This is a genomic window from Amycolatopsis sp. NBRC 101858, from assembly GCF_030269325.1.
GTDB classification, from domain to species: Bacteria; Actinomycetota; Actinomycetes; order Mycobacteriales; family Pseudonocardiaceae; genus Amycolatopsis; species Amycolatopsis ponsaeliensis.
On sequence record NZ_BSTD01000002.1, the window covers coordinates 889990 to 907976 of the forward strand.

Genomic DNA, 17987 nt, shown 5'->3' on the forward strand with positions numbered 1-17987 from the left:
CCTCCGTTGAGGGCGGCGGTGGGGAGGAAGGCGGAGCCTAGCTTCTCGCCCTGAGCGAAAACTGCGGTGTGTGACACGGTCGTGTCGCTAGCTTGGGGGCCATGGCGATGATCGAGGTGGGCGGAACGGCGTTCGGGTACGACGAGGCGGGCGAGGGGCCCGCCGTCGTCCTGCTGCACGCCGCGATCGGCGACCGCCGGATGTGGGACGCCCAGTTCGCCTCGCTCGCCGCCACGCACCGGGTGATCCGCTACGACCGCCGCGGCTTCGGCGAAACCGCCGACGGCCCCGGCGAGTACGCCCACTACGAAGACCTGCTGGCCCTGCTCGATGCCCGGGGGATCGAGCGGGCCGCACTGGTCGGGGCGTCGATGGGCGGGGCGTGCGCGCTGGACGCCGCCTTGGCCGCGCCGGAGCGGATCACCCGGCTCGCGCTGCTCGGCTCGGGCCTCACCGGGCACGCCTGGCCCGACCACATGCAGCGGGACATCGCGAGGTTGACCGCCGAGGTACTCCCGGAGGGACGCCTCGCCCGCTACGCCGCCCGCGAGATCGACGTCGACGAGGCGGACGTGCGCGCCATGGCGGAGGCCAACATCCGCTACCTCGTCGCCGGCCCGGAGCGGGACGTGTCCGTGCTGCCGGCCGGAATGCTCGCCCTGGTCAGGGAAATGTGCGAGCAGGTCTACCGGCACGACTGGACGGCTCCACAGTGGACGGAGCGGATCCCGGACACCCGGCACCGCCTCGGCGAGATCACGGCCCCGGCCCTGGTGGTGATCGGAACGGCGGACGCGCCCGGCCTCGTCGAGCTGTCCCACCACCTCGCCCGGGAGCTGCCGAACGCGGGGCTCGCCGAGCTCCCCGACACCGGCCACCTGCCGTCGATGGAACGGCCGGACGACGTCACCGAGCTGCTGCGGAAGGTCCTCAGCTGAAGATCTTCTGCACCTGGTCGGAGATCTTCGCGACCAGCTCGGAGAACTGCACCACCCCGCCCAGCAGGCCCTTGACCTTCTCCCACCGGCTGCGCACCACCGCCGGCTCCGCCTTGTCGCCGTCGCGCAGGTCGCCGGCCAGGTCGGTCAGCGTGTCCTCCAGCACCTCCTGCTTCGCGAGGTCCTTCCCGCGCACCTCGGCCGCCAGCCGCTCGATCAGCTCCAGCAGCGAGGAAACCGTGACGTCGGCACCGCCGCCCTCGATGCCGGTCTGGGTGATCCGGCCCGAGTTGTCGCCGCCGATGCTGACCTTGTTCGTGATCCGGTGTCCCATCAGGCCTCCGCTCCGGCCGGGCGGCCGGTCGTCCGGGGCGGGCGCGAGCGCGGGCCGCGCTGCCCGGTCTGGGTGATCGGGGCGCGGTTGTCGCCGCCGATGGTGATGTCGTTGTTGATGACGACCGCCGCCTGCTCGTCGAACTTCGCCGTCGAGAACCCGGCGTCGCCGAGGAGCTTGCCGATCGTCGGCAGGAGCCGGCTTTCGATGATCTTCTCGTAGCGTTCGATGTCGACGAGCTGGAAGTAGTCGGTGAACCGGTTCACCGACCCGAGCTCCCGCAGGGTGCTGCCCGCGCCGTAGCGCTCGGGGTCGAGCACGCCGGCTTCGCGCCTCGGCGGCCGGATCCACGACGCGAGGTTCGCGATCCGGCCCGGCAGGCTCGCCGGCAACTCCAGCCAGCCGAGCAGGCCCTGACCGTACGGGCGCAACGACTCCTGCCGCATCTTGTCCACGGCCCGGTAGTCGGCCCGGATCGGCGGCAGCATGAACGGCGTCCACTCGACGTACAGCGTCGTGTCGTCCACCGCCAGGTGCAGGAACGTCGTGAGCACCAGGTCCCGGTCCCAGGTCTCCACCTGGAAGCACAGGTAGTAGCGCGCCCACTCCTTCGGCTCGCGCCGGATCCGCTCGACGTCGGCCTCGGTCAGCCGGGTGTGCGGCGGGTACTCGATGTCCGGCAGGTACGCCGCGGCCTCGCTCTCCCCCAGGTGGTCGACGAGCTCGGCCGCCGGGGTGAACACCGCCTCGGTCACGGTCAGCCCGCCGAGCCGGCCGTCCGGGGACAGCGCGGCCGAGCGGCGCAGGTCGCCGATCGCCCCGCGGATCTCCTCGTACAACGACTCGGTGGTGAGCTCGCGGCGTTCCGCCGGGCCGGCCTCGTCGTCCTCGAGACGCTCCAGCGGGATCGCCATGGACCAGGCGTCACGCCGGAAACCCGCGCCCACGAAGGGGTTGTAGCCGCGGTACACCACCAGCGGCGCACCCGGCGCGCCCGCGAACTCGTCGACCCGCTGGTAGCGGCCGAGCTGCGCGCGGAAGTCTTCGGTGAACAGCCCGGTGAGGCTGCCGCTGTCGGGGGCGGGCGGAGCGAAGCGCTTGAAGCGCGTCGTCAGCAGGTTCCACAGCGACCAGCGCTCGAACGTCACGACCATCAGCACGACGACGGCGAGCACGATGCCGATGACGTACCGGGCCGTGTCGCCGCCCGAGGAGTCGCCGAACTCGACGTCGGCGTAGTACCGCGACGAGTAGCTCCTGCTGCCGGAGTTGAAGATCTCGTCCGAGTAAGCAAGCAGCAGCCAGAGGACCACGACGGCGGCGGCCACCAGGGCGAGCGTCTTCGGGTTGAACGGCCGCTCCGCCGTGCCCGGGTGCTTGCCCGCCCGCGCGACGACGAGCACGACCGACAGCACGATCCAGCCGTAGAGCAGCGGGTTGTCCCACGAAAGCCCGATGACGACGGCCATGAGCAGCACCAGCAGCCCGTCGTAGTTCTTCCGCCGCGCCCGCGCCCGCACCGCCTCGGTGAGCACGCGGCCCGCGTCGAGACCGGGTGACGGCGGCACCGGCCGGGTCGGCTCGACGAGGAACTCGGTGATCGCCCGGGTGCCGAACCGGGGATCGAGGTAGGCGGCCGCGCACAGGTAGCGCGTGGTGTCGTCGGCCGAGCCAGGGGACATGCTTGCTCCCTCGGGTTTCCGGAAGGGCGGCGCTGCAATTTGCAGACCGTAGCATGCACAACCGGGACGGACGACGGCATTTCGGGCATTCCCGAACTGCTCGCCGGACCTTCGCAGCCGACCGGAAATGTCCGAAGTGGACGCTGTGCCGGCTGAGGTGACCCGGTGCCGTTACCGGGCCGGCTGCACTTCTCCGATCATCACCGACCCCACGGCTCAACCGGCAGCAAGCCGCCGGTCACCCGGCTGACCGACCTCCCCGGACATCACAGCCGGCCGGGCTCGGTCAGCTGCTCGCTCCAGGCGCGGATGGCCGCGGCCTGGTCGGGTGCGAGCCGGTCGAGGACGAGGCGGCGGATGTTGCCGCCGTGCGCGCGAGTGGCGCGCTCTGCCGTGCGGCGGCCTTCGCCGGTCAGCTCGATCCCCGTGCGGCGGCCGGTGGCGCCGTCCTCGATGCGTGCCACCAGGCCGCGGGCCTCCATCCGCGTCAGCAGGTGCGCGACGCGGCTCTTCTCCCAGCCGAGCGCGTCGGCGAGCTCGCCCACGCGCATCGGCCCGGCCAGCGTCATCAGCACGCTGAACTCGGCCTTGGAAATGCCGCAGTCGCGCTGCAGGCCGCGGTCCAGCTCCCGGGTGAGCACCCGGTGCGCGCGCATCCAGGTGTCCCAGAACTCCCAGTCCTCGGGGCTCATGTCCGCCATGGCCGCCAGTCTACGCTAGAGTTGACACATCAACTCCTAGGGAGGACACCGATGAAGACACTGGTGCGCGGCGGCATGGTGGTCAGCATGGATCCGGCCGTCGGGGACCTCCCGCGCGCGGACGTGCTCATCGAGGACGGCCGGATCGCCGCGGTCGCCCCCTCGATCGGCCACGCCGACGCCGAGGTCGTCGACGCCGCCGGCAAGATCGTCCTGCCGGGCTTCGTGGACACCCACCGGCACACCTGGCAGACCGCGTTCCGCGGCGTCGGCGCCGACTGGACTTTCACCCAGTACCGCACCGCCGTGCACGGCACGCTCAAGCCGCACTACCGCCCGGAGGACGTGTACCTGGGCAACCTCGTCGGCCGGCTCGAAGCACTCAGTTCCGGCGTGACGACCATGCTCGACTGGTTCCACTGCGCCGCCCGCCCGGAGAACGCCGACGCCGCGATCGAAGCGCTGCGAGACGCACCCGGCCATTCGATCTTCTGCTACGGCGCCGACGGCCTGGACATCGCACCGGAGATCCGGCGGGTGCGGGCTTTGCTGCCGGGCGACGACATGGCGCTGGGCCTGCGCGGTCCCGTGGTGTCCACCATGGACGAAACCGTCGCGGATGTCGCACTGGCGCGGGAACTCGGGCTGCGCGTGAGCACGCACATCCACGGCACCGGCGGCTGGCCGCACGGCGACCGGCCGATCGCGGGGATGCGGGAGCGCGGGGTGCTCGACGACCGCACGACCGTCGTGCACGGCAACGATCTTTCCGACGACCAGCTGGCGATGCTCGCCGACGCGGGTTGTTCGCTGTCGATCAGCCCGGACGTCGAGCTGAAGATGGGCTTCGCGCCGCTCGCGACGGGCCGGGCGCTGGCCGCCGGGATCCGGCCCTCGCTGTCGATCGACGACTGCCCGTCCGCCGGCGGCGACATGTTCGGCGCCATGCGCACCGCCCTGGCCGCCGAGCGCGGCGGCGTCACGACCCGCGACGTCCTCGGGTTCGCCACCGTGGAGGGAGCCCGGGCGTGCGGGCGCGACACCGGCAGCATCACCGTCGGCAAGGACGCCGACCTGCTGCTGCTCGACGCCGAGGACCTCTCGGTCTTCCCCGTCGGCGATCCGGTGGGCACGATCGTCGCCGCCGGTCATCCCGGCCTGGTGGACAGCGTCTTCGTCGGCGGCAAGGCGGTCAAGCGCGGCGGGCGGCTGCTCGGCGTCGACCTGCCGGCCCTGCGCGCCCGGCTGCTGGAGTCGCGAGACCGCATCGCCGCGGCCGCCGGCGTCGCGCTCGACGGGTCGTGGAAGCCCTAGGAAGCCGACGTCACGCGGTAGACGTCGTAGACGCCTTCCACGCCGCGGACCACCTTGAGGACGTGCCCGAGGTGCTTCGGGTCGCCCATCTCGAACGAGAACCGGCTGACCGCGACGCGGTCGCGCGATGTGGTCACCGAGGCCGACAGGATGTTGACCTTCTCGTCGGCCAGCACCTTCGTGACGTCCGAGAGCAGCCGGTGCCGGTCGAGCGCCTCGACCTGGATGGCCACCAGGAACACCGAAGACGCCGACGGCGCCCACTCGACCTCGACCAGCCGCTCGGGCTGGGACTGCAGGTCGCCGGCGTTCGTGCAGTCGGTGCGGTGCACGGAAACGCCACCGCCGCGGGTCACGAAGCCGAGGATCTCGTCGCCCGGCACCGGCGTGCAGCAGCGGGCGAGCTTCGCCCAGACGTCGCTGGCGCCCTTGACCACCACACCGACGTCGTTGGAGCCGCGGCGCCGGGTGACGGTCGAGGGCGTCGCGCGCTCGGCGAGCTCCTCCTCCGCCGCGTCGACGCCGCCGATGAGGGCGACCAGCCGCTGCACCACGTGCTTCGCGCTGGTGTGGCCCTCCCCCACCGCCGCGTACAACGACGAGATGTCGGCGTGCCGCAGCTCGGTGGCCACCGCGCCCATGGACTCCGCGGAGACCAGCCGCTGGATCGGCAGGCCGACCTTGCGGATCTCCTTGGTGATGGCTTCCTTGCCGCCTTCGATCGCCTCGTCGCGGCGTTCCTTGGCGAACCACTGCCGGATCTTCGCGCGCGCCTTGGGCGAGCCCGCGAACTGCAGCCAGTCCCGCGACGGCCCGGCGTTCTCCGCCTTCGAGGTGAAGATCTCGACGACTTCGCCGTTTTCCAGCTTGCGTTCCAGCGCCACCAGGCGGCCGTTGACGCGGGCGCCGATGCAGCGGTGCCCGACCTCGGTGTGCACGGCGTAGGCGAAGTCGACCGGCGTCGAGTCCACGGGCAGCGTGATCACGTCGCCCTTCGGCGTGAACACGAAGATCTCGCGCGAAGCCAGCTCGTAGCGCAGCGACTCGAGGAAGTCGCCCGGGTCCGCGGCCTCACGCTGCCAGTCGAGGAGCTGGCGCATCCACGCCATCTCGTCGACGTCCATGGCGTTGCCGTTGTGCGTGCCCTTGGTTTCCTTGTAGCGCCAGTGCGCGGCGATGCCGTACTCGGCGGTGCGGTGCATCTCGTAGGTGCGGATCTGCACCTCGAGGGGCTTGCCGTCCGGGCCGATCACCGTCGTGTGCAGCGACTGGTAGACGCCGAACCGCGGCTGGGCGATGTAGTCCTTGAAGCGCCCGGGCACCGGCTGCCACAGGGCGTGGACGACACCCATCGCGGCGTAGCAGTCGCGGACGTCCTCGACCAGGATCCGCACGCCGACCAGGTCGTGGATGTCGTCCAGGTCGCGGCCGCGGACGATCATCTTCTGGTGGATCGAGTAGTAGTGCTTCGGGCGGCCCTCGACCTTCGCGGTGATCCGCGACGACACGAGGTTGCTCGTCAGGTCGGTGATGACCGAGCGCAGGTAGATGTCGCGCGAGGGCGCGCGGTCGGCGACCAGGCGCACGATCTCGTCGTACTTCTTGGGCTGCAGGATGGCGAACGCGAGGTCTTCGAGCTCCCACTTGACCGTGGCCATGCCGAGGCGGTGCGCGAGCGGGGCGAGGACTTCGAGCGTCTCGCGGGCCTTGCGGGCCTGCTTCTCCGGCGGCAGGAAGCGCATGGTGCGCATGTTGTGCAGCCGGTCGGCGAGCTTGATGACCAGGACGCGGGGGTCCTTGGCCATCGCGATGACCATCTTGCGGATGGTCTCGGCCTCGGCGGAGGTGCCGAGCTTGACTTTGTCCAGCTTGGTGACGCCGTCGACGAGCTCGGCGACCTTCTCGCCGAAGTCGGCCTTCAGGCTCTCGACGGCGTAGCCGGTGTCCTCGACCGTGTCGTGCAGCAGCGCCGCGACCAGGGTCGTGGTGTCCATGCCCAGCTCGGCGAGGATCGTCGCGACGGCGAGCGGGTGGGTGATGTACGGGTCGCCGGACTTGCGCCGCTGGTTCCGGTGCAGTTCCTCGGCGACGTCGTAGGCGCGCTGCAGCAGCCCGAGGTCGGCGTTGGGGTGGAGCTCGCGGTGGATGACGGCCAGGGGTTCGAGGACCTGCTTGACCGGGGCGGCCCGCTGCGCGGTGATCCGCCGGGCCAGGCGCGCCCGGACCCGCCGGGTCGCGGACGGGTTCGGCGCCGCACCGTTCGGCTTCGGCGGCTGGGCCGCCGCCTGCCCGTTCTGCGGGTCGCCCTCTTTCGCGGGCACCGCGGCGTCGAGCTCCTGGCTCACCCGCACCTCCTGCTGCTCGTGCGGCCTTCGAACCACCAGGGTAGCCGTTGCGTCTCGCGGCCCTCCCGGGTGCGCCCGTTCAGGGGGATGCCGAGCCGCGGACCAGCGGATTCACCCGATCGCCCGGCGTGTTGAAGTCCAGAGGGGCACCTCCACGGACTCGAGAGCCGTGAAGGTGCCCCTCAGGGGACATCAGCAGACCTGCAGCGCGTGGACCTTCCGGTTCGCCAGCACGTCACGGCCCCGCAGGGCCGCCAGTTCCAGCACCACCGACACGCTGTCGACGACGGCTCCCACGTCCTCCAGGAGCTTGCCCGTCGCCGCGACCGTGCCGCCCGTGGCCAGGACGTCGTCGAGGATCGCGATCCGCTGGCCGGGACGGACCACCCCGGCCGGGAGCTCGACCGTCGCCGTGCCGTACTCCAGCGCGTAGTCCACCCGGCCCGCCACCTTCGGCAGCTTGCCGGGCTTGCGGACCAGCACCACGCCGAGGCCGCGGGCGTACCCGACAGCCGCGGCGAGCAGGAACCCGCGGGCCTCCACGCCGGCGAGCGCCTCGACCCCCGGGTCGAGCGTGCCCGCCAGCGCGTCGGTCACCGCTTTGAACGCACCCGCGTCCGCGAACAGCGGGCTCAGGTCGCGGAACAGCACGCCGGGCTCGGGGAAGTCCGGCACCTCGGCGATCAGGCCGAGGGCGTCGTCCAGCTGCACGTCAGCGCTTCCGCTTGCCCGCGGGCTTGCCGGAGGGGCGCTGCTTCTGGATCCGGGCCGGGACGCTGGCCGCGGCCGCGTACGCCTTCTCCTTGCGCAGCTCCTTCGCCAGGGCGTCGTCGTCCGAGGCGTCGAAGTCCTCGCCACCGGCCGCCTTGCGCTCCTGGCTGACCCGGCGCTGCTGGACCCGCTCGGCCTGCTGCTTGTACTTCGGGTCGCGCATCTTGAAGTCGACCAGCAGCGGCGTCGCCAGCGCGACCGACGAGAGCACGCCGACCAGGGTGCCGGTGAGCTGCACCAGCGCCAGGTCCTGCAGCGTGCCCGAGCCGAGCAGGATGTACCCGACGATCAGCAGGCCCAGGATCGGCAGCAGCGCGATGAACGCCGTGTTGAACGACCGCATCAGGGTCTGGTTCAGCGCCAGGTTCGCCGCTTCGCCGTAGGTGCGGCGGGTCAGCCCGAGCAGGCCGCGCGTGTTCTCGCGGACCTTGTCGAACACCACCACCGTGTCGTACAGCGAGAACCCGAGGATCGTCAGCAGGCCGATCACGGTCGCCGGGGTGACCTCGAAACCGACCAGCGAGTACACGCCGGCGGTGACCAGGATGTCGTGCAGCAGCGAGACCAGCGCCGCCGCGGCCATCCTCAGGTCGAAGTAGATCCCGAGGAAGATGACCACCGCGACGAGGAACACGCCGAGCGCGAGCAAGGCCTTCTGCGAGATCTCGCCACCCCACGACGCACTCACCGCGCTGTCGCTGATCGCCTGCACGCTCGGCTGGTTGTTGCTGCCGATCGGGCCCAGGTCCTGGAACAGGCCCTGCTTGACCTTGGCGACGTCGGCCGCGTCCAGCGTGTCGGTGCGGATCTGGATGGTCGACGCCTTGCCCGTGCCGACCTTCTGCGTCTCCGCGGCGGGACGGCCGAGCGCCTTCTCGAACGACGCCTTCGCCTGGTCTTCGGTGATCACGCCGTGGGTGCCGGTGGCCGGCATCTGGATCTGCGTGCCGCCCTCGAACTCGATACCGATGTTGAAGCCGCGGAACACCATCGAGGCGAGGCACACCAGCACCAGCGCCGAGAAGAAGAAGTACCAGCGCTTGCGCTTGCCGACGACGTCGAACGCGCCCGTGCCGACGTAGAGCCGGTGGAAGATGCTTTCCTTCTTGCCGGGCTTGACCGCCGTCTTGGCGTTGCCTTCGGCGTCCGTGCCCAGTTCTTCGACGCCCACGTCAGGCCTCCTTCACGTTCGCGCGGCCGACCGTGGTCGACTTCTTACGCTGCGAACCCACTTGCTGCACGGCGCCGAGACCCAGGTGCCTCGGATTGGACAGGAACGACGACTTCGACGTGGACACGATGGCCACCAGCGGGTGCGTCACCAGGTACACGACCACGAGGTCGAGCACCGTGGACATACCCAGGGTGAACGCGAAGCCCTGCACGTCGCCGACCGCGATGATGTACAGGATGGCCGCGGCCAGGAAGCTCACGCCGTCCGAAGCCAGGATGGTGCGCCGGGCGCGGACCCAGCCGCGGGGTACCGCGGACCGGAACGTCCGGCCTTCCCGGATCTCGTCTTTGAGCCGTTCGAAGTAGATGACGAACGAGTCCGCCGTGATCCCGATCGCGATGATCAGGCCGGCGATGCCCGCCAGGTCCAGCGTGTAGCCGATCCAGCGGCCGAGCAGCACGAGCACCGCGAACACCAGCGCGCCGGACAGGGCCAGCGACAGGATGGTGAGCACGCCGAGCAGCCGGTAGTAGAACAGGCAGTAGATGAACACCACCAGCAGGCCGATGCCGCCGGCGATGAGGCCGGCCTGCAGCGAAGCCAGGCCGAGGGTCGCCGACACCGTGGTCGCGTCCGAAGACGCGAACGACAGCGGCAGCGAGCCGTACTTGAGGATGTCCGAGAGGTCCTTCGCCTCGGACTGGGTGAACTTGCCGGTGATCTGGGTGTTGCCGTCGAGGATGGCGACCTGGATGTTCGGCGCGGACACGACCTGCGTGTCGAGGACGAACGCGGCCTGCTGGTTGACGTTCTTCGACGTGAAGTCGGCCCAGATCTTGGTGCCCTCGCTCTTGAAGCTGAGGTTCACCGTCCACTGGCCGCGCTGCGAGTCGTAGGCCGAGTTCGCGTCCGCGATCTCGGTGCCCGGCAGGAACTCCGGCTCCAGCAGGTACTTGTACGTGTCGTGGTCACCGCAGGCGACCAGCGGCAGCTTCGGGTCGTCGTTGCCCTCGAGGGGGTCCTTGGCGTTGGGCGCGCAGGTGAGCGCCGCCATCGCCTTCGCGACGAGCTCCTGGTTCGGCTGGCCGTCGGCGCCGATCAGGTCCTTGTTCTGCCGGAGCGCCTTCGCGGCCTGGATCTCCTTCGCGGTCTCCGCGTCGACGGAGCCGTCCGAAGGGGCCGGTGCCTGGCTCGACGCGGGCGGCGGCGTGGTGCTGCTGCTCGGCGGGGCCGGCGTGGTGCTCTGCTGCTGCGCGGGCGCCGCGGCGGGGGCACCGCCACCACCGGCGGCCGGGCTGGTCGGCGGAGCGCTGGAACTGGCCGCGGGCGCGCCCGACGACGAAGGCGGCGCCGAACTGGTGGGCGCACCCGACGTGGGCGTTCCGGTGGCCGGCGGCGGCGTGGTCTGCGGCGGGACGACCGGCTGCGTCGCGTTCGAGACGACCTTCCGGAAGCCCAGCTTCGCGGTCTTGCCCAGGTTCTTCGCCTGGTCGCCCTGCTCACCGGGAACGGTGATGACGACGTTGTTGCCGTCGAGGAGGACCTCGGTGCCGCCGACGCCGATCCCGTTGACGCGCCGTTCGATGATCTGGCGCGCCTGGTTCAGGGACTCCCGGGTCGGCTGGCCGCCGTCGGGCGTGCGGGCGGTGAGCGTGACGCGGGTACCGCCCTGCAGGTCGATGCCCAGCTTCGGGGTCGGCTTGTGGTTGCCGGTGAGGAACACCAGCGCGTACAGCACGATCACGATCAGGGCGAACAGGGCGAGATAGCGTCCCGGGCGGAGATGCCCGGCTGAAGCTGCCACGGTGCTTCGGTCTCCTCGGACGGGGTGGACCCCAAAGTTGCGGTGCCCGCCCGGAGGGTTACCGGGAGGGACTGTGTGCGATTCACTCCCGGGCACGGGTATGACGGCGGACACGCACGCAGCACCGAGACAGTACTCGGTGCTGCGTGAGCCCGGCGTGCGAGGCCACACCGACTTTCGTCGGGCGTTTCCCCGGCCCCGCCCAGGATGCCGCGGGGGTTACTTCTTGCCGTGCTCCAGCGGCGGCGCCACCTGAGCGGTGGTCTGCGGCTCGTCTTCGTTCTTGATGCCCGAGCTCGACTCGATGATCGACTCCTCGGCGGGAGCGTCGACGACCTCGTCGGCCGAGTCCTCTTCGGTCTCGACGACCGGCTCGACCTTCTCGCGGACCGCGAGCCGCAGCCAGGTGGTGACGACACCAGGGGCGATCTCGATGTCGATCGTGGTGTCACCGGAGGCGTCGGCGACGGTGCCGTAGAGACCCGAGGTGGTCATCACGCGGTCACCGGCCGACAGGCTGCTCTGCAGGTCCTGCTGCGCCGCCTGCTGCTTCTTCTGCTTGCGCGTGCTCATCACCAGCGGCACGGCGAGGACGAGCACGAGCAGCAGGGGCAGCAATAGCTGTTGCATGATTCTCCGTTCGACGGACACCGGGCCCAGCCGAAATGTCCGGTTTTTGGGTATGTGCTCCTGTCAAGTGTGCCAGGTACCAGCGCGGACGCCAGCACCCACCCGCCGGTTCCGGCCGCTCAGTCCTGCTCGAACGGCGCGAGCCCGCCCGGGTCGGGGCGCCCCGGGTGGTCGGCGGGCGGCACCATGCCGAGGTGCTCCCAGGCGGCCGCCGTGGCGACCCGGCCCCGCGGGGTGCGCGCGAGCATACCGGCGCGCACCAGGTAGGGCTCGCACACCTCTTCCACGGTGGTCGCCTCCTCCCCCACGGCGACCGCCAGCGTCGAAATCCCGACCGGACCGCCGCCGAACGACCTGGTCAGGGCGGTGAGCACGGCGCGGTCGAGCCGGTCGAGACCCAGCTCGTCGACGTCGTAGACGGCCAGCGCCGCGCGGGCGACCGCCAGGGTCACCTTGCCGTCGGCGCGGACCTCGGCATAGTCGCGGACGCGCCGCAGCAGCCGGTTCGCGATCCGGGGTGTCCCCCGCGAGCGCCCGGCGATCTCCTGGCAGCCGTCGCGGTCGATCGGGATGTCGAGGATCGTCGCGGCGCGGCGGACGACCAGCTCCAGCTCGGTGTCGGTGTAGAACTCCATCTGGCCGGTGAAGCCGAACCGGTCGCGCAGCGGCCCGGTCAGCGACCCCGAGCGCGTGGTCGCGCCGACCAGCGTGAACGGCGCGATCTCCAGCGGGATGCTGGTGGCGCCGGGGCCCTTGCCGACGACGACGTCGACCCGGAAGTCCTCCATCGCCAGGTAGAGCATTTCCTCGGCGGGGCGGGCGATCCGGTGGATCTCGTCGATGAACAGGACGTCGCCGGGGGCCAGGTTGGACAGCATCGCGGCGAGGTCGCCGGCGCGTTCGAGCGCCGGGCCGGAGGTGATCCGGATGGCCGCGCCCAGCTCGGCGGCGACGATCATCGCCATCGACGTCTTGCCGAGGCCGGGCGGGCCGGACAGCAGGACGTGGTCGGGTGGCACGCCGCGGCGGCGCGCGCTCTCCAGCACCAGCTCCAGCTGCTCGCGCACGCGCGGCTGGCCGACGAACTCGTCGAGCTTGCGGGGCCGCAGCGTGCCCTCGACGGTCTCCTCGCCGGTCTGGGCCCACGCCGAGAGGGCTTCGTCTTCCTCCACGGCTTCATACTCCACGGCCGCGCCTACCGCTTCCGGCCGAGGGTGGCCAGCGAAGCGCGCAGCACGCCGGCGGTCGTGTGGCCGTCACCGTCGGCGAGGACCTTGTCCACGGCCTGCTCGGCCTGCTTGGCCGGGAACCCGAGCCCGGCCAGCGCCTCGACGACCTCCGCGCGCAGGGCACCGGGCGCGGTGACCGCGGGCAGGTCGCCGCCGCCGAGCGCGGTGACCTTGTCACGCAGCTCGAGGGTGAGCCGTTCGGCGCCCTTGCGGCCGATGCCGGGCACCGAGGTGAGCACGGTGATGTTGCCTTCGACCAGCGCGGCCCGCAGCTTGCCGGGGTCGAGCACGGCGAGGGTGGCCAGCGCGAGCCGCGGCCCGATCCCGGACACGGTCTGCAGCAGCCCGAACAGCTCCCGCGCGTCGGCGTCGGCGAAGCCGAACAGCGTCAGCGAGTCCTCGCGCACGACCAGCGCGGTGTGCAGCCGGGCCTCCTCGCCGCGGCGCAGGGTGGCCAGCGTCGCCGGGGTGGCCTGGACGGCGAAGCCGACTCCGCCGACCTCGACCACGACGTGGTCCAGGCCAACCGAAAGGACTTCCCCGCGTACCGACGAGATCATCGTGCTGCTCCAGGTTTCTTCGCTACGGGCTTCAGTGGGGGCTTCTTCGTGGTGGCCTGCTTGGCGGCCGCGGCCAGCCGGGCCTTGTGCGTGCGGGCCATCTCGGCCGCGCGCGCCTCGGCTTCGGCGAGCCGGGCGCGCATCGGCTCCCGCCAGAGGTGGCAGATGGCCAGCGCCAGCGCGTCCGCGGCGTCGGCGGGGTGCGGGGCGACCTCGAGGTTGAGCAGGCGCATCACCATGGCGGTGACCTGCGCCTTGTCGGCTCGGCCCGACCCGCTGACGGCGGCCTTCACCTCGCTCGGCGTGTGGAAGACGACGGGCAGGCCGCGGCGGGCGGCGGCCAGCGCGACGACCCCGCCGGCCTGCGCGGTGCCCATCGCGGTCCGGACGTTGTGCTGGGCGAAGACGCGCTCGACGGCCACGGCCTGCGGCTGGTACTTGTCCATCCACCGCTCGACCTCGTCGGAGATGCCGAGCAGCCGGTGCGCCAGATCGGCGTCGGGCGGCGTCCGCACGACGTCGACGGCGACGCAGCGGACCGCGCGGCCCTTGCCGCCGTCGACCACGCCCAGGCCGCACCTGGTCAGACCGGGGTCGACCCCGAGCACCCGCACCCGTTTTTCCTTCCCGCCGCGAACACCAGTTCGAGCTAGCAGGCTACTGGGCCCGCCTGCGGCAGGATGGGTGACATGCCGGAGCCCTCGGATTTCGTCACTCACCTGGGTCTTGAGCCGCTGCCCGTCGAAGGCGGGCGGTGGGCGCAGAGCTGGCGCTCCGAGACCGGGTCCGCGATCTACTACCTGCTCGTCGCGCCGGAACGCTCGGCGCCGCACCGGCTGGACCGCGTCGAGGTCTACGCCCACCACGCGGGCGCGCCGGCGGCGATGCTGCTGCTGCACCCGGACGGCTCGGTTGAGCGGCCGGTACTGGGGACGGACGTCGCGGCCGGCGAGCGGCCGCAGGTCGTGGTGCCCGCCGGGACGTGGCAGGCCACGGTCACGCGCGGGGCGTGGAGCCTGCTGGGCACGGTCGTCGTGCCGCCCTACACGGACGACTGCGTGGAGTTCGCGGCGGCCGCGGACCTGGCTCTCCGGCACCCGGAAGCGGCCGCCGACCTGCGGATGTTCTAGGGGCCGTCGACGCCGGGGGTCCAGCTTTCCGGGTCGCCGCTTTCGGTGAGCACCAGCTGCCACCGGGCGAAGCCCTCGGGCGCGTCCGGGTGCCAGGGGAACTTGCCCTCCGGCGTCGCGACGATCAGCTGCAGCGCCGGGAAGTCGCCGTCGGGGTAGATGAGGAACGCCGTGCCGAAGTACTCGGGGTAGTGCCCCTTGTTGACGCGCTCGAGGACGACCGGGACGCCTTCGAAGAAGTCGTCGTAGCGCTTGCCGACTTCGAAGATCTCACCGTTGGCCGCGCGGTCGACGTAGGCGTCGAGCAGCACCTGGCCCATCTGCTCGGGCAGCCCGACGACGACGGCCTCGGGGACGTTGTGCAGCGCCCACGCACAGGCGGTGAAGCAGTAGCCGGCGCCCTCGTCGTCACCCGCGACCGTGATGACCGCGTTGCCGCGTTCCTTCGCCTGCGTCTCGATCCATTCGATCAAGCGCAGTTCGTCCGCGGAGAGTTCGGCGGTGATGTCGGCGGAAGCGGCGGGGGTCGTCGAGGTCACGGCGCACATTCTGCCTGAAGCGTCCCCGAGAGCCCAGGGTCCGGGCCGGAAAGTTTCCGGCCCGGACCCGAAGGCGTTGCGGCGCAAGGCAAAACTCAGCCGACTTCGGCGAGGACCTCGTCCGAGACGTGGATGATTGCACAGTGCGTAGACGTTCTCCGCCGCCGATTTGCACGACCCGCGCTCGACGCGTCTTCGGCACCGCACCCACCCGCCGTCGCCGGACAGCGCGAAGGCCGCCACGAGGAACCAGCCCCTTGGCGGCCTTCGGCGCGAATCTCGACCTCGGCGTCAGCCGACTTCGGCGAGGACCTCGTCCGACACATCGAAGTTCGCGTAGACGTTCTGGACGTCGTCGCAATCCTCGAGGGCGTCGATCAGCTTGAAGACCTTCTTCGCGCCGTCCGCGTCCAGGGGGACGCTGACCGACGGGAGGAACGTCAGCTCGGCCGACTCGTACTCGAACCCGGCCTCCTGCAGCGCCTTGCGCACCGGGACCAGGTCGCCGCCCTCCGAGACGATCTCGAAGCTCTCGTCGAGGTCGTTGACCTCTTCGGCGCCCGCGTCGAGGACCGCCATCAGGACGTCGTCCTCGGACGCGTCGCCCTTCGGCATGATCACGACGCCCTTGCGGGTGAACATGTAGGCGACCGAGCCCGGGTCGGCGAGGGAGCCGTTGTTGCGCGTGAGCGCGGTGCGGACCTCCATCGCGGCGCGGTTCTTGTTGTCGGTCAGGCACTCGATCAGCACCGCCACGCCGTTGGGGCCGTAGCCCTCGTACGTGATGTTCTGCCAGTCGGCGCCACCGGCTTCTTCACCGGCGCCGCGCTTGCGGGCGCGCTCGATGTTGTCCTGCGGGACCGAGTTCTTCTTAGCCTTCTGGATGGCGTCGTAGAGCGTGGGGTTGCCATCCGGGTCGCCACCACCGGTGCCGGTCCGCGCGGCCACCTCGATGTTCTTGATCAACCGCGCGAAGAGCTTGCCGCGCTTCGCGTCGAGGTTGGCCTTCTTGTGCTTCGTGGTGGCCCACTTGGAGTGGCCGCTCATCTCTCCTCCATCTGTTCCGTACCCCGGCCGGGCACCGCGTCTCAAGCAGCCTGTCGCACGAGGTCGACGAACAACCGGTGCACCCGCACGTCGGGCGTCAGCTCCGGGTGGAACGCGGTCGCCAGCACCGCCCCCTGCCGGACCGCGACGATCCTAGCGGTCCCGTCTTCCCCGCCGGGCACGCCGCTGACGGTGGCCAGCACCTCGACGCCGTCCCCGGCCTTCTCGACCCACGGGGCCCGGATGAACACCGCGTGCACCGGCCCGCCGTCCACTTCGGCGAAGTCGAGATCGGCTTCGAAGGAGTCGACCTGCCTGCCGAACGCGTTGCGCCGGATGACGACGTCGAGCCCGCCGAGCTGCTGCTGGTCCGGCCGCCCGTCGAGGGTCTGCCGCGCCAGCAGGATCATCCCGGCGCACGAGCCGAAGGCGGGCATGCCGTCGGCGATCCGCGCGCGCAGCGGTTCGAGCAGCTCGAAGCTCTCCAGCAGCCGCGACATCGTGGTCGACTCGCCACCGGGCAGCACCAGACCGTCCACTTCGGACAGCTCGGCGGCGCGGCGCACGGGCTTGGCCCGCGCACCGGCTTCGGCCAGCATGGCGACGTGCTCCCGCACAGCACCCTGCATGGCAAGCACACCGACGACCGGCTCCGACGACACCCGACCTCCCGAAAGACCTTCCCACCAGCCTAGACGCTCCGGCTCCGGGGCTTACCGGCAGGTCAGCCAGGGTCCGGCAGCCGGAAGAGCCGTCCACGGCGTGCCGGCCTCAGGGCACCCCGGCCAGCCTCAGCAGCGCCGCCGTCGCCGCGGCGGCCACCACCACCAGCACGAACGGCGCCTTCCGCCACGCCAGCACCCCCGCGACCAGCACCCCGGCCGGCCGCGCGAAGCCCGCGAACCCGTGCCCCTCCGTCAACGCGCTCACCGCCACCAGTGCCGCCAGCAGCACCACCGCGGCCAGCGCCATCAGTCTCTCCGCGCGGGGAGACAGCTTCACCCGGCTGCGCAGCACCGGCCCGGCGAACCGGAACGCGAACGTCCCCAGCGCCAGCACCGCGGTGCCGACCAGCAGTTCCACGCCGTCCATCAGCCGACCTCCTGCAGTTCCGGTTCCTTCGCCGCGACCCCGGCCACGACACCCGCGAGCGCCAGCAGGACCGGGAGCCCGGCGGGCAGGAACGGCGTCGTGACCAGCGCGGCCACCACCCCGACCAGCACCGGCAGCCGGGTCGCGCGGTCGCGCAGCGACGGCAGCACCAGGGCCAGCAGCACCGCCGGGAACGCCGCGTCCAGGCCGAACACGTCGGTGTCGCTGATGACCGAACCGGCGAACGCCCCGGCGACGACGCCGAGGTTCCAGCAGGCGAACAGCCCGATCCCGCACGCCCAGTAGGCCGCGCGGCGGCGGCCGGCCTCGCGCTGGGCCAGCGCGAACGCCACCGACTCGTCGATCATCAGGTGACTGCCGGCCAGCCGGGCGGGCCACCGCTTGCCCAGGACGTCGCCGATCGCGAAGCCGAACGGCAGGTGCCGCGCGTTGGCCAGCAGCCCGGCCAGCACCGCCGCGAACGGGTTGCCGCCGGCGGCCACGATCCCGATGAACATGAACTGGGACGCGCCGGCGAAGACCAGCAGCGACATCAGCATCGGCAGCCACAGCGGGAAGCCCGAGCTCACCGCGATGGCCCCGTAGGAGACCCCGACGAGGCAGTCGGCCAGGCAGACCAGGGCGATGTCGCGGGCGAGGCCCCGATCGAGTGTTCGCCAAATCGAACGCATGTGTT

At 71.3% G+C, this 17987-nt stretch carries 19 protein-coding genes and 1 pseudogene; 4 read left to right on the forward strand and 16 right to left on the reverse strand.

The features are described from left to right. Positions 1-101 precede the first annotated feature (101 nt). Positions 102-938: an alpha/beta fold hydrolase gene (locus QSK39_RS17360; protein ID WP_285478775.1), complete on the forward strand. Its 837-nt coding sequence runs from the start codon at positions 102-104 to the stop codon at positions 936-938. Here QSK39_RS17360 and QSK39_RS17365 read toward each other — a convergent pair. Together QSK39_RS17365 and QSK39_RS17370 are read right to left on the reverse strand one after the other, a co-directional pair. Continuing rightward, on the reverse strand, positions 931-1272 hold the full coding sequence (locus QSK39_RS17365; RefSeq protein ID WP_285478776.1) for a hypothetical protein: 342 nt from the start codon (positions 1270-1272) through the stop codon (positions 931-933). The two genes, QSK39_RS17360 and QSK39_RS17365, sit on opposite strands and share 8 nt — an antisense overlap. Beyond that, complete coding sequence (locus QSK39_RS17370) at positions 1272-2954, reverse strand: AbeC-like domain-containing protein (protein ID WP_285478777.1); 1683 nt, start codon at positions 2952-2954, stop codon at positions 1272-1274. The genes QSK39_RS17365 and QSK39_RS17370 overlap by 1 nt, the downstream gene beginning before the upstream one ends. Before the next feature lie 171 nt (positions 2955-3125). On the opposite strand from QSK39_RS17370, the pseudogene QSK39_RS17375 reads away from it, so the two are divergent. Beyond that, a pseudogene (locus QSK39_RS17375) lies at positions 3126-3224 on the forward strand (IS481 family transposase); the annotation flags it as partial. On the opposite strand, the gene QSK39_RS17380 reads toward QSK39_RS17375, so the two are convergent. Further along, on the reverse strand, positions 3221-3655 hold the full coding sequence (locus tag QSK39_RS17380) for a MarR family winged helix-turn-helix transcriptional regulator (RefSeq protein ID WP_285478778.1): 435 nt from the start codon (positions 3653-3655) through the stop codon (positions 3221-3223). The pseudogene QSK39_RS17375 and the gene QSK39_RS17380 sit on opposite strands and share 4 nt — an antisense overlap. Positions 3656-3706: 51 nt before the next feature. Here QSK39_RS17380 and QSK39_RS17385 point away from each other — a divergent pair, with 51 nt between their 5' ends. Beyond that, entirely contained in the window at positions 3707-4969 is a 1263-nt protein-coding gene (locus QSK39_RS17385; protein WP_285478779.1) for an amidohydrolase family protein, read from the forward strand. Here QSK39_RS17385 and QSK39_RS17390 read toward each other — a convergent pair. The 8 genes from QSK39_RS17390 to ruvC all read right to left on the reverse strand — a co-directional run bounded on the left by QSK39_RS17390 (position 4966) and on the right by ruvC (position 14096). Beyond that, positions 4966-7314 (reverse strand): RelA/SpoT family protein, encoded by a 2349-nt coding sequence (locus tag QSK39_RS17390; protein WP_285478780.1) that lies wholly within the window; start codon positions 7312-7314, stop codon positions 4966-4968. The genes QSK39_RS17385 and QSK39_RS17390 overlap by 4 nt on opposite strands. A 192-nt stretch (positions 7315-7506) precedes the next feature. Continuing rightward, positions 7507-8025: an adenine phosphoribosyltransferase gene (locus QSK39_RS17395; RefSeq protein ID WP_285478781.1), complete on the reverse strand. Its 519-nt coding sequence runs from the start codon at positions 8023-8025 to the stop codon at positions 7507-7509. Position 8026: 1 nt separating this feature from the next. Continuing rightward, positions 8027-9256 carry a protein translocase subunit SecF gene (secF, locus tag QSK39_RS17400; protein WP_285478782.1) on the reverse strand — a complete coding sequence of 410 codons (1230 nt, stop codon included), beginning with the start codon at positions 9254-9256 and terminating at the stop codon, positions 8027-8029. 1 nt (position 9257) lies between these two features. Beyond that, positions 9258-11063: a protein translocase subunit SecD gene (gene secD / locus QSK39_RS17405; RefSeq protein ID WP_285478783.1), complete on the reverse strand. Its 1806-nt coding sequence runs from the start codon at positions 11061-11063 to the stop codon at positions 9258-9260. Positions 11064-11282: 219 nt separating this feature from the next. Continuing rightward, positions 11283-11693, reverse strand: coding sequence for a preprotein translocase subunit YajC (yajC, locus tag QSK39_RS17410; protein ID WP_285478784.1), 411 nt, complete (start codon positions 11691-11693; stop codon positions 11283-11285). A 119-nt stretch (positions 11694-11812) separates the two neighbouring features. Then, positions 11813-12880: a Holliday junction branch migration DNA helicase RuvB gene (gene ruvB / locus QSK39_RS17415; protein WP_285478785.1), complete on the reverse strand. Its 1068-nt coding sequence runs from the start codon at positions 12878-12880 to the stop codon at positions 11813-11815. An 8-nt stretch (positions 12881-12888) separates the two neighbouring features. Further along, positions 12889-13482, reverse strand: coding sequence for a Holliday junction branch migration protein RuvA (gene ruvA, locus QSK39_RS17420; RefSeq protein WP_285478786.1), 594 nt, complete (start codon positions 13480-13482; stop codon positions 12889-12891). Continuing rightward, positions 13479-14096 (reverse strand): crossover junction endodeoxyribonuclease RuvC, encoded by a 618-nt coding sequence (ruvC, locus tag QSK39_RS17425; protein ID WP_285478787.1) that lies wholly within the window; start codon positions 14094-14096, stop codon positions 13479-13481. The genes ruvA and ruvC overlap by 4 nt, the downstream gene beginning before the upstream one ends. Before the next feature lie 75 nt (positions 14097-14171). Between ruvC and QSK39_RS17430 the strand changes: the two genes are divergently transcribed. Next, positions 14172-14612, forward strand: a complete 441-nt coding sequence (locus QSK39_RS17430) for a cupin domain-containing protein (RefSeq protein ID WP_285478788.1) — start codon at positions 14172-14174, stop codon at positions 14610-14612. Here QSK39_RS17430 and QSK39_RS17435 read toward each other — a convergent pair. From QSK39_RS17435 to QSK39_RS17455, 5 genes are all read right to left on the reverse strand, one after another. After that, entirely contained in the window at positions 14609-15160 is a 552-nt protein-coding gene (locus QSK39_RS17435; protein WP_285478789.1) for a DUF4262 domain-containing protein, read from the reverse strand. The two genes, QSK39_RS17430 and QSK39_RS17435, sit on opposite strands and share 4 nt — an antisense overlap. Positions 15161-15442: 282 nt before the next feature. Next, positions 15443-16198 carry a YebC/PmpR family DNA-binding transcriptional regulator gene (locus tag QSK39_RS17440; RefSeq protein WP_155549612.1) on the reverse strand — a complete coding sequence of 252 codons (756 nt, stop codon included), beginning with the start codon at positions 16196-16198 and terminating at the stop codon, positions 15443-15445. 41 nt (positions 16199-16239) lie between these two features. Continuing rightward, entirely contained in the window at positions 16240-16860 is a 621-nt protein-coding gene (pdxT, locus tag QSK39_RS17445; RefSeq protein WP_285478790.1) for a pyridoxal 5'-phosphate synthase glutaminase subunit PdxT, read from the reverse strand. A gap of 109 nt (positions 16861-16969) precedes the next feature. After that, entirely contained in the window at positions 16970-17290 is a 321-nt protein-coding gene (locus QSK39_RS17450; RefSeq protein WP_257925815.1) for an AzlD domain-containing protein, read from the reverse strand. Beyond that, complete coding sequence (locus tag QSK39_RS17455) at positions 17290-17982, reverse strand: AzlC family ABC transporter permease (protein ID WP_285478791.1); 693 nt, start codon at positions 17980-17982, stop codon at positions 17290-17292. Before QSK39_RS17455 ends, QSK39_RS17450 begins: the two co-directional genes overlap by 1 nt. Positions 17983-17987 lie beyond the last annotated feature (5 nt).

Excerpts from the sequence above, each read along its gene's own strand:
- QSK39_RS17385 (WP_285478779.1), top strand. The coding sequence starts at position 3,707 with ATGAAGACACTGGTGCGCGGCGGCATGGTGGTCAGCATGGATCCGGCC.
- QSK39_RS17365 (WP_285478776.1), bottom strand. The coding sequence starts at position 1,272 with ATGGGACACCGGATCACGAACAAGGTCAGCATCGGCGGCGACAACTCG.
- yajC (WP_285478784.1), bottom strand. The coding sequence starts at position 11,693 with ATGCAACAGCTATTGCTGCCCCTGCTGCTCGTGCTCGTCCTCGCCGTG.
- QSK39_RS17380 (WP_285478778.1), bottom strand. The coding sequence starts at position 3,655 with ATGGCGGACATGAGCCCCGAGGACTGGGAGTTCTGGGACACCTGGATG.
- QSK39_RS17430 (WP_285478788.1), top strand. The coding sequence starts at position 14,172 with ATGCCGGAGCCCTCGGATTTCGTCACTCACCTGGGTCTTGAGCCGCTG.
- QSK39_RS17435 (WP_285478789.1), bottom strand. The coding sequence starts at position 15,160 with ATGTGCGCCGTGACCTCGACGACCCCCGCCGCTTCCGCCGACATCACC.
- QSK39_RS17455 (WP_285478791.1), bottom strand. The coding sequence starts at position 17,982 with ATGCGTTCGATTTGGCGAACACTCGATCGGGGCCTCGCCCGCGACATC.
- QSK39_RS17370 (WP_285478777.1), bottom strand. The coding sequence starts at position 2,954 with ATGTCCCCTGGCTCGGCCGACGACACCACGCGCTACCTGTGCGCGGCC.
- QSK39_RS17360 (WP_285478775.1), top strand. The coding sequence starts at position 102 with ATGGCGATGATCGAGGTGGGCGGAACGGCGTTCGGGTACGACGAGGCG.
- QSK39_RS17440 (WP_155549612.1), bottom strand. The coding sequence starts at position 16,198 with ATGAGCGGCCACTCCAAGTGGGCCACCACGAAGCACAAGAAGGCCAAC.
- ruvA (WP_285478786.1), bottom strand. The coding sequence starts at position 13,482 with ATGATCTCGTCGGTACGCGGGGAAGTCCTTTCGGTTGGCCTGGACCAC.
- QSK39_RS17450 (WP_257925815.1), bottom strand. The coding sequence starts at position 17,290 with ATGGACGGCGTGGAACTGCTGGTCGGCACCGCGGTGCTGGCGCTGGGG.